9 protein-coding genes are annotated in these 12,909 nt (G+C 73.0%); 2 read left to right on the top strand and 7 right to left on the bottom strand.

The genetic code is table 11. The features are described from left to right. Nucleotides 1–82: 82 nt before the first annotated feature. Nucleotides 83–256, bottom strand: coding sequence for a hypothetical protein (locus OIE67_RS17315; protein WP_326641500.1), 174 nt, complete (start codon nt 254–256; stop codon nt 83–85). Between the two features lie 349 nt (nt 257–605). Here OIE67_RS17315 and OIE67_RS17310 point away from each other — a divergent pair, with 349 nt between their 5' ends. Further along, the gene (locus tag OIE67_RS17310; protein WP_326641498.1) at nt 606–1,904 is read left to right on the top strand and encodes an FAD-binding oxidoreductase; all 1,299 of its coding nucleotides are present in this window, start codon (nt 606–608) and stop codon (nt 1,902–1,904) included. A 207-nt stretch (nt 1,905–2,111) separates the two neighbouring features. Here the strand turns inward: OIE67_RS17310 and OIE67_RS17305 are convergent, their stop codons facing one another. Further along, nucleotides 2,112–2,381, bottom strand: coding sequence for a WGxxGxxG family protein (locus OIE67_RS17305; RefSeq protein WP_106246730.1), 270 nt, complete (start codon nt 2,379–2,381; stop codon nt 2,112–2,114). Between the two features lie 541 nt (nt 2,382–2,922). On the opposite strand from OIE67_RS17305, the gene OIE67_RS17300 reads away from it, so the two are divergent. Beyond that, nucleotides 2,923–5,022 carry an elongation factor G gene (locus OIE67_RS17300; protein WP_326641495.1) on the top strand — a complete coding sequence of 700 codons (2,100 nt, stop codon included), beginning with the start codon at nt 2,923–2,925 and terminating at the stop codon, nt 5,020–5,022. A gap of 87 nt (nt 5,023–5,109) precedes the next feature. Here OIE67_RS17300 and OIE67_RS17295 read toward each other — a convergent pair whose 3' ends face one another. From OIE67_RS17295 to OIE67_RS17275, 5 genes are all read right to left on the bottom strand, one after another. Then, complete coding sequence (locus OIE67_RS17295) at nt 5,110–5,607, bottom strand: GNAT family N-acetyltransferase (RefSeq protein ID WP_326641493.1); 498 nt, start codon at nt 5,605–5,607, stop codon at nt 5,110–5,112. Between the two features lie 72 nt (nt 5,608–5,679). Next, entirely contained in the window at nt 5,680–8,382 is a 2,703-nt protein-coding gene (locus OIE67_RS17290; RefSeq protein WP_326641491.1) for a M14 family zinc carboxypeptidase, read from the bottom strand. Then, on the bottom strand, nt 8,382–10,412 hold the full coding sequence (locus OIE67_RS17285; protein WP_326641488.1) for a M14 family zinc carboxypeptidase: 2,031 nt from the start codon (nt 10,410–10,412) through the stop codon (nt 8,382–8,384). The genes OIE67_RS17290 and OIE67_RS17285 overlap by 1 nt, the downstream gene beginning before the upstream one ends. Before the next feature lie 100 nt (nt 10,413–10,512). Continuing rightward, nucleotides 10,513–11,313 carry an IclR family transcriptional regulator domain-containing protein gene (locus OIE67_RS17280; protein WP_106246721.1) on the bottom strand — a complete coding sequence of 267 codons (801 nt, stop codon included), beginning with the start codon at nt 11,311–11,313 and terminating at the stop codon, nt 10,513–10,515. Between the two features lie 67 nt (nt 11,314–11,380). Further along, nucleotides 11,381–12,814 carry an amidohydrolase family protein gene (locus OIE67_RS17275; protein WP_106246719.1) on the bottom strand — a complete coding sequence of 478 codons (1,434 nt, stop codon included), beginning with the start codon at nt 12,812–12,814 and terminating at the stop codon, nt 11,381–11,383. Nucleotides 12,815–12,909 lie beyond the last annotated feature (95 nt).

Below are 12,909 nucleotides of genomic sequence, written 5' to 3'. Positions count from 1 at the left end.
CAGTCGGCACCCGGCAGTCGGCTCCGGTAATCGGCTCCGGCAGCCGACAACGGGCAACTGGCAACTGGCAACTGGCAGGCGGCTACTTCACCACGTCGTCCCGGGACTTCTCCAGGTTCGTCTTCCGCACTTCCATCACCTTGGCGTACCCGAGGTAGCTGTAACGCTCGGCCGCGTGCCACGGGTAGAGCTGGCCGGCCTTGACCGCGGGCAGCTTGGCCCAGGTCGGCTTCGCGGCCATCTCCTCGATCTTCATCGACTGGGCGACGACGCGCTGCGGCCGCCGCGGGAGTGAGATGTTCTTGCCGCGGTCATCGGTCCAGGTCCACGAGCCCTCCCCCGAGGCGGAGGGGGCGGCGGGGCCGGAGGGCGGTGCGGAGGTCCCGCCGCATGTGCTTCTACGACGGTGTACGCGGACCGCCCCTCTCCTACACCCCTCGGCGTATCCCCCGTGGCGACGACCGGCCGATTCGGCGGCGGCCCCGGCCGGACGATCCTGGAGTCCTTCAGGCGCTTAAGGGCCGCGGTAAGGCGATCGGAACAAGGCCGTAAGCGCCCTCCAGCACAGTGATCTCAGATCACCGAGGACGAGAAGGGCCGCAGACATGAGCCAGCCGTACACCATCCAGGACGAGATCCGCCTGCCCGGGTTCACCGGACCCGTGCACCTGCCCGGCGAGGCCGGCTACGACGAGGCGCGCCGTTCGCTGAACCCGGCCGTGGACTCCCGCCCGGCGCTGGTCGCCGAGGCGTACGGTGCCGCGGACGTGCGCGCCGCGCTGCTGGCCGCGCGGGCCAACGGGGTGCCGTTCGCGGTCCAGGCCACCGGGCACGGGACGCACACCGCCTGCGACGGCGGCATCCTGGTCAAGACCGCCCCGATGGCATCGGTCCTGGTCGACCCCGCCCGCCGGATCGCCCGCGTGGGGCCGGGCGCGCGCTGGGGCGAGGTGGTCGCCGCCGCCGCGCCGTTCGGGCTGGCGCCGCTGTCCGGTTCGTCGCCGTCCGTGGGCGTCGTCGGCTACACGCTCGGCGGCGGGCTGGGCTGGCTCGGGCGCAAGCACGGATTCGCCGCCGACAGCGTGGTGCGGGCCGAGGTGCTGCTCGCCGACGGCCGGCAGGTCACGGTGAGCGCGGACAGCCATCCGGAGCTGTTCTGGGCGCTGCGCGGCGGCGGTGGCGGGTTCGGGGTCGTGACCTCGCTGGAGTTCCGGCTGTACCCGGTGTCCGAGGTGTTCTCCGGGTTCGCGTACTTCCCGGTGGAGGTGGCGGCGGAGCTGCTGACGGCGTACCGGGACTGGATCGACGACGCCCCCGACGAGATCAGCACCGCCGTGGTACTCAGGCGGATGCCCGGCGACGAGGGAACGCCGGCGGCGGTGCGTGGCCGGCACGTGGCGATGGTCAAGGTCGTGCACACCGGACCGGCGCGCGAGGCCCGCGAACTGCTCGCGCCGCTGTGGCGGGCGGCCGGTCCGGCGCTGCTGGACGAGACCCGGATCAGCACGTACGCGGCCACGGCCATGGGCGGGACCCCGAACCGGCACATGGACATGTTCGACACCGTCCCCGACGCGCTGATCGGCACCCTGGTGCGGGCCGCCGAGCGGGCGCAGACGGTGGAGATCCGGCACTGGGGCGGCGCCCTGGGCCGTCCCGGACCGGACGCCGGGCCTGTGAGCCACCGTTCCACCCGGCTGTCGGCGATCGTGGACACCGTCGTGCCGGGGCTGGCCGAGGAACTGCGGCCGTACGCGAACGGCGGGACTTTCCTGAACTTCCTGGCCGACCCCGCGCGGACGGCGCAGGCCTTCACCGCGGCGGACTACGCGGAGCTGCGCGAGGTCAAGCGGGCCTACGACCCGGACGGCTTCTTCCGCGTCGGCCACGTCGTCTCCCGGTGAACGGCCGGAGTCTCACGGACCCGGCACGGCCGGTTCCGGACGGCCGGAGCCTCACGTGCCCGCCGGTCAGGACGGTTCCGGACGGCCGGAGCGTCACGTGCCCGCTGGTCAGGACGGGCGACGTGCGTCCACCGAGTGGCACGGCCGGTCGGCGCCGGCCGTGCCACATCGGAGGTCACCCCGGCCGGGGGCCGAGGTCTGGCCTTGTCACGGGCGCTGGGTGCGGTGCCCCATGTGCTCGGCGCTGCCTACGTGGTTGCGCTGCTTGCGCATACCGGCGAAGCCGAGCAGACCCAGCAGGCCCAGCAGGCCCCACAGGCCGGCGTTGCCGCCGCCTTCGTCTCTCCTGTCGTCCTGTGGTGCGGGTGTCACCTGGCTCTGCGCGACGGGCGCGACCGGCGAGTCGGCCGTCGCGACAGCAGCCGGAGCTAGCGTCAAGAAGAACGCCAGGCCCAGCCCGGTGAGGGTCTTGCGCATTGGGTTCCCCCGATCCGGCGGTCTCAGTAACCGCGGAGACCGCCTATCACGCCTTCTCTGAAGGCTCCCGATAGCGGGGCGATCTCCATATCCCCTGCTAAATACGCCTCTACCATTCTGCCGATGCCATCAAACACCTTCGCCCCACGCCCCGGGGCGGTGGTGACGCGGATGCCCGTGCGCACACGGGTCTCGGACATTTTCCGACAAATCACCCTACGAGCGCCACACCACTCTTCATAACGCTACGTGACCAAATAGGCACCCAAAGCCGCACATCAGGCGGAAATATTCGATTCCCTCCGCCGTACGCCGTCGCTACACTCCTTGATCGACGCCATCACGGGACGAGGAAGGGAGCCGGCCATGCGTGACCACACCGCCGCCGTCGTCCCCCCGTCGCGTTACGAGGTGATCCTGGTGTCTTCGCCCTCCCGGCGCCGGCTGCGCGGCCGCCGCTGGATGCTGCCCTGACGGATTCCCCTTCGCCGGGGTAATCGCGCCGTCCTCGAACGACAACGTCCCGGAAGGGGCAAGGGCCGTGCGTGCTCACCTGCTCAACTCCCTGACCACCGTCCGCAACATCGGCATTCTCGCCCACGTGGACGCCGGCAAGACCACCGTCACCGAACGGGTGCTCTACCTCACCGGCGCCACCTACAAGCGCGGCGAGGTGCACGACGGCACGACCGTCACCGACTTCGACTCCCAGGAGCGCGACCGCGGCATCACGATCTTCGCCGCCGCGGTGAGCTGTGACTGGGACGGGCACCGGATCAACCTGATCGACACCCCCGGCCACGTCGACTTCTCCGACGAGGTGGAGCGCTCGCTGCGGGTGCTCGACGGCGCGATCGCGGTGTTCGACGGTGTCGCCGGGGTCGAGCCGCAGAGCGAGTCCGTCTGGCGGCGGGCCGACCGGCACGGTGTGCCGCGCGTCGCTTTCGTCAACAAGCTGGACCGGGCCGGAGCCGACCTCGACGCGGCCGTCGAGTCGATCCGGCGGCGGCTGCATCCCGCGCCGCTGGTGGTCCAGCTGCCGATCGGGCGCGAGGACGGCTTCACCGGCGTCGTGGACCTGCTCACCCTGCGGGCCCTGGTCTGGAACGACGGCGTCTGCCACACCGGCCCCGTGCCGGCCGACCTGCGCCAGGAGGCGCTGCGGCGGCGCCGCCTGCTGGAGGAGGCGGTCGCCGAACTGCATCCGGCCGCCCTGGAGGAGTTCTGCGCGGCCCCGGCGGATGCGGGAATGCCGGATTCGTGGCCCGCGGATCCGGGATCCCCGGATCCGGGATCCCCGGATCCGGGATCCCCGGCCCCAGGGCCGGCGATCTCCGAGGCGACGCTGGCCGCCGCGTTGCGTGACCTGACCGGCAGTGGTGCCGGGCTGGTCGTGCTGTGCGGTGCGGCGTACCGCGACCGGGGGATCGAGCCGCTGCTGGACGCGGTCGTCCGGTATCTGCCCTCGCCGCTCGACGTGCCTCCCGTGCGCGGGCAGGACGGCGGGGAACGGGCCGCCGACCCGGACGCGCCCCTGGCCGCGCTGGTGTTCAAGATCAGCTCGACCGCGACCGGGCGGCTCACCTACGCGCGCCTGTACGCGGGCACGGTACGGAAGGGGGACACGGTGCTGGACGCCGGCACGGGCCGGACGGAGCGGATCAGCCGGATCCTGCGCGTGCAGGCCGACCGGCACGCCGAGACGGAGCAGGCGGTGGCCGGCGACATCGTCGCGCTGGTCGGGCCGAAGGCGGCCCGCACCGGGACGACCCTGTGCGCGCCGGGTTCGCCGCTGCTGCTGGAGCCGCCGGGCGCGACCGAGCCGGTGGTGTCCGTGGCGGTCGAGGCGCGCAGGAGCACCGACGCCGACCGGCTCGCGGCGGCGCTGGCGCGGCTGGCGGAGGAGGATCCGTCGCTGGCCGTGCGGACCGACGCCGAGACCGGGCAGACCGTTCTGTCCGGGATGGGCGAGCTGCATCTGGAGGTGGCGGCGGAGAAGTTGCGCCGCGACCACGGGCTGGAGGTCTCCGTCGGCCGGCCGCAGGTGTCGTACCGGGAGACGGTCGGGCGCGGCGTGTCCGGGCTGCTGTACCGGCACGTCAAGCAGGACGGCGGCGCCGGGCAGTTCGCGCATGTGGTGATCGACGTCGAACCGCTGGCGGAGGGCTTCGCGTTCGCCTCGGCGGTGACCGGCGGGCGGGTGCCGCGCGAGTACGTGCGCGCGGTCGAGGCCGGCTGCCGGGACGCGCTGGCGGACGGCCCGCTGGGCGGTCATCCGGTGACCGGCCTGCGGGTCACGCTGACCGACGGGGCCACGCACGTGAAGGACTCCTCGGAGATGGCGTTCCGCACGGCGGGGCGGCTCGCGTTGCGCGAGGCGCTGCGCTCTTGCGTGATGGTGCTGCTGGAACCGGTGGTGGAGGTGACGGTGACCGTTCCCGACGACATGGCGGGCGGCGTGCTGGGCGACCTGCCGGCCCGGCGCGGCCGCATCTCGGGCTCGACGGCCCGTGGCGGCACGGTGGTGATCACCGCGGTGGTGCCGCTGGCCGAGATGTTCGGGTACGCCACCCGGCTGCGCGGCCGTACCCAGGGCCGCGGCACGTTCACCACCCGCCCGGCCGGTTACGCACCCGCCTGACCGGCCGAGCGGGCTGACGCCGCCCGGAGTCGGGCCGCCCGCGCCTTGGACGCCGGCGGCCTGACGAGGGTGCGGCCTGGCCAGGTGTCAGGCGGTGAAGGAGATCCACACGTCCGGGGGGACGCCGGGCCGGTGCGGTACGGGCCGGCGTTCCTCGGTCCACGCCTGGCCGGCGAGCTCGGTGGCCACGCGGCGCCAGAACGAGACGGCCGTCGTGTTGGCGTCCTGGAAGGCGATCTCCCAGGGGCCGGGATGGCGGGAGATCACGTCCCGTACGGCCGCCATCCCGATCCCGGACCGGCGGGCGCCGCGTACCACGAAGAAGCTGTTCAGCACGCGCGCCGGGCCGGACAGCGCGCGGACGAACGCGAAGCCCACGGGATGGTCGCCGCTGGTGAACAGGTAGGCGGCCCAGTCGTCGCCGGCGAGCGCCGCGTTCAGCCGGTCGCTGTGGTACGTGGCGTCGGGGCTGGGCAGTCCGCCCTGGTAGTCGGCCATGTCGTGGCGGAACATGAGCCACAGTCGTTCGGCCACGGGACGGTCGGCGGCGCTCATGGGCCGCACCGATGCTGGTGGAGAGGTCATACAAACACCTTCCGGCCGGGATCAAATCCGGCCGGAAGGTGTGAATCTAGCACAGTCTGATCATGGGCCCGGTCAAGGGGTGGTGACCGTGACCGAGCTCGACCAGTACAGCGCCCTGGCCACCTGCGCGAACAGGCCCTTGGGATGGTTGCGGAACATCGGCTCGGTGCCGAAGAGCACCACGGCCGCGCCCCGCTCGTCCCGCCCGCTGACCACGGCCGCCTGTCCCCTGGCCGCGTCCGGGCCGCCCGCCCCCTGCCCGTCGGGCCGCCAGTGGCCGGACACGAGGGGGCCGTCGGCCGCGTACGACTGCTCGACCGTGACCTCGGGCCCGAGACCGGTGAACCAGAGCGGCGAGTACACGAACGAGTGCGCGGGCGATCCGCCGCCCACGGGCCCGCCGGAGGAGACGGTGCGGACCACGCCGTTGGCGTCGCCGCGGCCGGGCACCGTGGTGGCGGTGAGCAGGCCCGCGTCGGTGTTGAAGCGGGCGCCCGTCTGACCTCGGGTGATCACGCCGCCGCCGGCCAGGAACGCCTCCAGCGCCGTCCTGGCCGCCGGGTTGAGCGCGGCGTGGCTGAGGCCGCTGGAGACGTACAGGACGTCGATGCCGCTCCAGTCGAAGCCGGCGTTGAGCACGGCGGTGGAGACGGGCGTGACGGGGAAGCCCAGCTCGCGCAGCGTGAACAGCTCGTCCGCCGAGGCCGCGGCGGCGACGCGCACCTGACCGAGCGGAGCGCCGGCGGCAGGACCCGCCGGAGTGCCCGCCGAAGCACCTGACGATGTGCCCGCCCGAGCGCCTGCCGGGAAGCTCCCGTGAGCGCCCGCGTGACCGCCCGCCAGGGTGAACGCGACGCCGTGGCGTTCGGCGACGGTTCTGGCGGCGTTCCTGGCCGAGGCCGGGATGATCGCCGTGCCGCCGTTCCACGTCACCGCGACCCCCTGGGCCAGCAGGTCGTTGAGCGCCCTGACCTCCTTGGCGTCCCCGGCCCTGAGCGCCAGCGGCCCCGGCGCGCGCGGGACCGAGCCGGTCGGCGCGGCCGCCTTGACGGGGACGGTGTCGGCGCGCAACGACGAGACCGGCTCCGCGGTGGCGCCCCAGAGCAGGGCGTGACTCCAGCCCGAGATGTCATACATGGCATCGACCCGAGGGGAGATGTCCGCGCCGGGCTCCAGCATCACGTTGGCCAGACCACGCTTGGGCTGGCGCATGTCGACCACGTACGACCCGGCCGGGTACGTCCTGCCGCCCGAGCGGAAGGAGCTCCGCGCCCGCTCGACCCGGACGTCGTTCGCGATCAGGTGGTCCACCAGGCGGGCGGCGGCCGTGGCCGAGCGCTGCCCGGAGCCCGCGGGGATGACGTACGCGCGCGGGAAGGTGGTGGTGTAGACGTCCTCGGGCCCGAAGCCGGGCACGATGCCGAGCGGCACGGGCTTCGACGGCTCGCCGGCCGCGCCGCGCCTGAAGACCTCGATCTGGTCGGCGACCAGCCGGTCGTGGCGGGACCGGACGAAGGTGTACGTCGCGCGGATCGCGGCGGCGGCCACGTCGGTGTTGACCGCCGAGCGGCGGCGCAGCTCCTCGGCCGGGGTCTGGTCGTAGGCCGAGCCGTTGACCCGCAGCGGGATCTCCACGGTGTGCGCGGCGACCGCGCCGTGGAAGGGGGCGTACTGCGGGGTGAAGATCGGCGGCCAGTCGTCCCAGCCCTCGGCGGAGTCGCGGAACGGGATCTGGGCCGGCTCCACGCCGTCCGTCGCCGGGGTGTAGCCGAGGCCGTTGATCGCGGCCTCCATGCCCAGGCCGTTGGCGTAGGCGTTGGTGATGAACAGGTCGTACTCGTAGTTGGCGCCGTGCGGCGGCGTGGTGGGCTCGATGAGCGTGCCGTTGACGTAGCCGTGCAGGTCGAGCATGGCGACCGGCTGGGTGTCGATCATGATCTGGCGCATCGCCCTGACCTCGGGCTGCGAGGCGGTGACGAAGTCGCGGTTGAGGTCGAACCCGGCGCCGTTCTGGCGGGCGTTGTTCACCCGGCCGTCGGGGTTGGCGGTGACGTTGAAGTACAGGCGGGTGCGTTTGAGCAGGTCGGTGACGGCGGGGTCGGTGCTGGTGGCGAGCTGCTCGATGGTGCGCAGGGCGGCGTCGGCGCCCTCCCACTCGTTGCCGTGGATGTTGCCGTTGACGAAGATCGGCGCCTTGTAGGTCCTGGCCAGCTTGCGGTCCCGGGCGGCGGCGGCCGGATCGTCTCCGATGCGCTCGCGGATGCGGGCCTGCTCGCGCGCCTGGGCGGCGCTCTCGGGCGCGGTGACGGTGACGAGGTAGAGGTCGCGCCCCTGGGCGGAGCTGCCGATGATCTCCGCGCTCACCCGGTCGCCGCGCCACTGCAGGTCGTTCAGCTTGGGCGCGATGCCGTGGTACGGCACCAGGCCCAGCTTGATCGAGGCGTCGGCCGGGTTCTCCGGCGGCAGCGGCAGCCGGGTGCGCCTGGGGTAGCCGCGGTCGTGCGACCACCCGTACGGGCGCTCCCCGGCCGGGGCGCCGCGCAGGGCGGCGGCCTCGCCGGGCGTGCCGGCGGCGACCTCGTTCCGCTCGGGGCCGTTGCCGAAGTCGCGCACCGCAGGAGGCGCCGGCTCGGCCGGGTCGGCCAGCGCGGGCAGGCCTCCGGCCTGCGGCATGACGATCAGCGCGACCGCGACGACGACGCCGAGCAGGCGGGCGGGCAGCCGGGCGGGCAGCCGGGCGGGCAGGCCGGCAGGTGGTCTGAGACGCGGATCCATCACGGCTCCCGGTAGTCGGCGGCGATGCCGATCAGGGAGATCAGGCCCGCGGCGAACTCCATCGCCTCGGCGTGTCCCTCGCTGAACGGCGGCTGGAAGCCCACGCCCTCCCACCGGCGGGTCGAGGGGTTCCACAGGTCGGCGCCCACCTCGAAGTCCCACCCGTAGACGCCGTAGTCGTACCACAGCTCGTCGGCGGAGTTCCCGGCCGCCGAGTACAGCACGTCCGTGACGGGGCCGGTCTGCTGCGGCCAGATGACGGTGCCGCGCTCGGCGACGATGGCCTGCTCGATGGTGCGGGCCGAGCGCAGGAAGTACGCCTCCTCCTGGCGCGTCGGCCTGGGCAGGGTGACCCGGCCGTCGAGCCGGTAGGCGCCGGGCGGCCACATGAAGTAGCCGCCGTAGCTGTGCACGTTCATCGCGAACCTGATGTTGCGGTAGCGCTGCGCCAGCCAGACGACGTTGCGGCTCTCGGGCTCGGAGTGCTCGGCCGGGCCGGCGTACGTGCCGGACTGGCAGCTCGCCGACGCGCCGAAGTAGCCGTCGGACAGCGAGCCGACGGCGTAGTTGCGGTTGACGTCCACGCCCCACGTGTTGCGCGCCGCCGGGTCGGCCTGCTGCGCCGGGCAGTGGTTGGTCATGTTCTTCCGCTGGGCGTTGAAGTCGTAGAAGCTGTAGTTCGCCCCGTCGGGGTTGACGGTCGGCACGATGAAGATGTCGGTACGGTCGAGCAGCCGCCGGGTGGCCTTGTCCCGGTCGTGGTTGCGCAGCAGCCGTTCGGCGGCCTCGATGGTGACCAGCGGCGTCACCCATTCCCGCGCGTGCTCCTGGGCGTAGGCCAGCACGCCGGTGCGCGAGCCGTCGCGGCGGCTGCCGATGCGCAGGGCCAGCACCTGAGCGGGCGCGCGGGAGACGTCGGCGGGGGCGCTGAGGAAGTCGTCGAGCTGGACGGGCGGCGCGGGCGCCATGACGCCGGCGCCCGGGTCGGTGCGGTAGACGGAGGCCCTGACGGGCAGGCCCGGCGTGGCGTTGATCGCGGCGGCGACCTGGGCGGCGGTGCTGACCGGCGCGCCGGAGTCGTCGGTGGCCAGGCTGACGGCGACGAGCTTGCCGTCGATGCTGACGCGGAGCGGGCTGCCGGGCGTGCCGGGATCGGTGAGCTCGACGGACAGGTCGTTGCCGCCCTCGGAGCCGTAGGCCGTGGAGGTGATCACGACGGCGGCGGCGGGCGCGGTGCCGATCAGCGCCTGGGCGTGGCGGCGGTAGCCGTTGGTCCGGTACGGCAGCGCGATCAGCTCGGTGAGCTTGGGATAGCGCCGGTTCAGCGCCCTGATGCGCTCGTTGAGCTGGGCGGGCGTCATGTACTGGGTGACGAAGTCCTTCTGGTAGCCGGGGCCGGTCTTGGCGGGCCGGTCACCGCCCGGCCATTCGGCCACCCGCGCCTCGGCCTTGCCGCCGGCGGCGGAGGTGACGGTGATCCTGGTCGGCTGGGCGTCGGCCGGGACGGGGGCGGTGAGCTGGTGGCCCAGGTAGGCGCCGGCGTCCACGTACGCGACCATCTCGGCCTGCCCGCTGGTGCCGCGCCGGCCCTTCCAGGCGACGGTGAGCGTGGCGGCCTGGGCGGCGCTGCTGGAGGCTTCGACGGACAGGAAGTACCCGTCGCGCGACTTGTACCAGACCGCCCGCTCGATGACGATCCGGTCCCGGGTGCCGTCGGCCGTCGTGCTCGCCCGGGGCGCCGCGTCGGGGGCCAGGCTCGCGCCGAGCTGGGGCAGGGCGGCGAGCTGGGTGGGGGTGAGCACCGCGTCGACCTGGACGCTGCCGTCCGGCTGCGGGCGTACGCGTTCGGTGAGGTCGGCCCCGGACTCCACGAGCCGTTCCATCGCGGCCGCGTCGGGCACGGAGATGGTGACCAGCGAGACGGGTTCGGGATCGGCCGGCCCGGCTACGGCCGGGGCGGACGGCTGTGCGCCGAGAAACGCGGCGCCGACGATCAGTGTGAGGACGGCGGACACCCGTAAGCCGTGCATGTAGCCCCTTCCAGGGATCACCTGTATGGGGATCATTCAAAGCCGACAACGGGCGACCGGCAAGACCCATGAGCGCATCGCCCGCCGGGCGGGCGGGCGGTCACGAGGCCGTGACGTGCGGCACCGCGTCGTAGGCCGCCCAGTCGGCGCTGATCGCGCTCGCCGTCCTGAGCAGCAGCGGCAGGTGCTCCTCGGTCAGCTGCTCGATCGAGGTCTCGGCGGCGTGGGCGTTGACGTTCACCGCCGCGATGACGTTGCCGAGCCCGTCGCGCAGCGGCGCCGCGACGGAGCGGATGCCCAGGGCGAGCTGCTCGTCGGTCATCGCCCAGCCCTTGGCCCGCACGGCGCGCAGGGCCGCCTCCCGCTCGCCCGGATCGGGCCGCCAGCGCGGCTCGATGCCGGAGCGGCTCGGCTCGGCCAGCACCCGCTCGACCTCGGCCGGGGACAGCGCGGCCAGCAGCACCTTGCCCAGCGAGGTCTGCAGCGCGGGGAAGCGGGTGCCGATCTGCACCGACAGCGCCACGATCTTCGGCACCGCGACCCTGGCCACGTAGACGATGTCGGAGCCGTCGAGCTGGGCGATCGAGGACGACTCGCGCGTCTCCTTGACCAGGGTCTCCAGGTGCGGCCTGGCCACCTCCCACAACCCCATCGAGCGCACGTAGGTGACGCCCAGCTCCAGCACCCGAGGTGTGAGGGCGAACCCGCCCCGTTCGGCCCTGGCGTAACCCAGTTCCTGCAGGGTGAGCAGGATGCGGCGGGCCGTCGGCCTGGCCAGCCCGGTGGCGGCCGCCACCTCGGTCAGCGACATGACCGGGCAGCCCGGCCGGAAGGCCCTGATGACGTCGAGGCCTCGGGCCAGCGCCTCGATGAAGTCAGGTCCGGTCTCACCACGTGCCATGTACGCCCTCACTCGCTCGGATCTGTCGATCCGACTCTAGACGGTCGCCCGTCCGCACAGCGGCCGGTCAGAGGCGGTGCGTGGCGTCGCTGCGATAGTCCGTGTACGTGTACGGGTTGTCGAGCACCTTCGCCGAGGGGATGTCGGGGTTCATCCCCCGCTCCCACGCCTCCTCCCCCATCTCGCCCCTGAGGTATTCGATCGTGCTGTCGGCCTGGGCGCGGACGGCGGCCAGGTCGATGCCGAGCAGGCGGTGCTCGTGCTTGACCACGCGCCCGTTGACCAGCACGGTGTGCACGTCGCCGCGCTGCGCCTGGAAGGCCACGTGCCCGAACGGGTTGAGCAGCGGGAACGACACGGGCGACGCGTCGTTCTTGATCAGTACGAGGTCGGCCTTCTTGCCGGGCTCGATCGTGCCGAGGTCGTCGCGGCCGATGGCGCGGGCGCCGCCCCTGGTGGCCCAGTCGACGACCTGGTCGGCGCGCAGGGCGCAATGGGTGACGGTCTCGCCCTTGGCGTGCGCCTCCAGGTGCTCGCGCGAGCGGTCGGCGCCGAGCGTGGTGCGCATGGCCGAGAACAGGTCGCCGCTCCACCATACGCTGGTGTCCATGGACAGCGAGACGGGGATGCCGTGGGCGCGGATGGCCCACGTGGGCGGGTAGCCCTGTCCGGCGCTCTGCTCGCTCTCGGTGGAGACGGAGATCGAGCCGCCGGTGGCCGCGATGCGGTGGTAGGAGTCGGCCGACAGCGAGGCGGCGTGCACGTAGACGGTGCCGGGGGTCATGAAGCCGTGGTCGTACATGAGGCGGATGCCGTCGTCGCTGGTGGCGCCCCACACGCCGGCGTGGGTGGTGACCGTCGCGCCGAGCTCGCGGGCCACCTCGAAGGCGGGGCGCTCGGGGAAGGACGGGTCGCCGGTCACGTCGAAGGCGATCTGGAAGCCGAGCAGGTCGTCGCCGGTGACCCGGCGGCGGACGAAGTCGCGGAACTCCGGCGCGGCGGTCCACTCGGCGGGCGGCTGCTGGATGTTGCCGTAGGCGAGCACGTACCGTCCTGGCACGGCCTGCAGCGCGTCGGCGGCGGCGTCGGCGTGGTCGGGGGTGCGCAGGCCGTGCGACCAGTCGACGACGGTGGTGACGCCGGCGTCGAGGGCCTCGATGGCGGCCAGGGTGTTGCCCGCGTGCACGTCCTCGGGCCGGAACAGCTTGCCGTGCTCCAGGTAGTACCAGACGAAGTACTGGGTGAGCGTCCAGTCGGCGCCGTAACCGCGCATCACGGTCTGCCACATGTGCCGGTGGGTGTCGATCATGCCCGGCATGACGATGCCGCCGGTGGCGTCGATCTCGGCGGCGCCCTCGGGCGCCTCCAGCTCGGGGCCGACGGCGGCGATCCTGTCCCCGGTGACGAGGACGTCCGTGCGGGTGAGCACCCGCCTGCCGTCCATGGGCAGCACGGTGCCGCCGCGCAGCACCACGGGGCGTCCGGCCTCGAACTCGTTCATGACACGCTCCTCGATTGCGAACAGTCGTCCGCTGTACGGTCAACGCCACTGTGATGAGATGCCGCCGCACTGTCAAGATGGTTGACGAGACAGCT

It is taken from the genome of Nonomuraea fuscirosea (assembly GCF_035917475.1).
GTDB classification, from domain to species: domain Bacteria; phylum Actinomycetota; class Actinomycetes; order Streptosporangiales; family Streptosporangiaceae; genus Nonomuraea; species Nonomuraea fuscirosea.
The sequence above is the reverse complement of the archived record's forward strand: the minus strand, read 5'-3'. Positions and strand labels throughout refer to the sequence as shown.

Bases quoted from the DNA above. Each gene is read 5' to 3' on its own strand.
- OIE67_RS17305 (WP_106246730.1), bottom strand. From the start codon at position 2,381: ATGCGCAAGACCCTCACCGGGCTGGGCCTGGCGTTCTTCTTGACGCTA.
- OIE67_RS17315 (WP_326641500.1), bottom strand. From the start codon at position 256: ATGAAGATCGAGGAGATGGCCGCGAAGCCGACCTGGGCCAAGCTGCCC.
- OIE67_RS17295 (WP_326641493.1), bottom strand. From the start codon at position 5,607: ATGACCTCTCCACCAGCATCGGTGCGGCCCATGAGCGCCGCCGACCGT.
- OIE67_RS17285 (WP_326641488.1), bottom strand. From the start codon at position 10,412: ATGCACGGCTTACGGGTGTCCGCCGTCCTCACACTGATCGTCGGCGCC.
- OIE67_RS17290 (WP_326641491.1), bottom strand. From the start codon at position 8,382: ATGGATCCGCGTCTCAGACCACCTGCCGGCCTGCCCGCCCGGCTGCCC.
- OIE67_RS17275 (WP_106246719.1), bottom strand. From the start codon at position 12,814: ATGAACGAGTTCGAGGCCGGACGCCCCGTGGTGCTGCGCGGCGGCACC.
- OIE67_RS17280 (WP_106246721.1), bottom strand. From the start codon at position 11,313: ATGGCACGTGGTGAGACCGGACCTGACTTCATCGAGGCGCTGGCCCGA.
- OIE67_RS17310 (WP_326641498.1), top strand. From the start codon at position 606: ATGAGCCAGCCGTACACCATCCAGGACGAGATCCGCCTGCCCGGGTTC.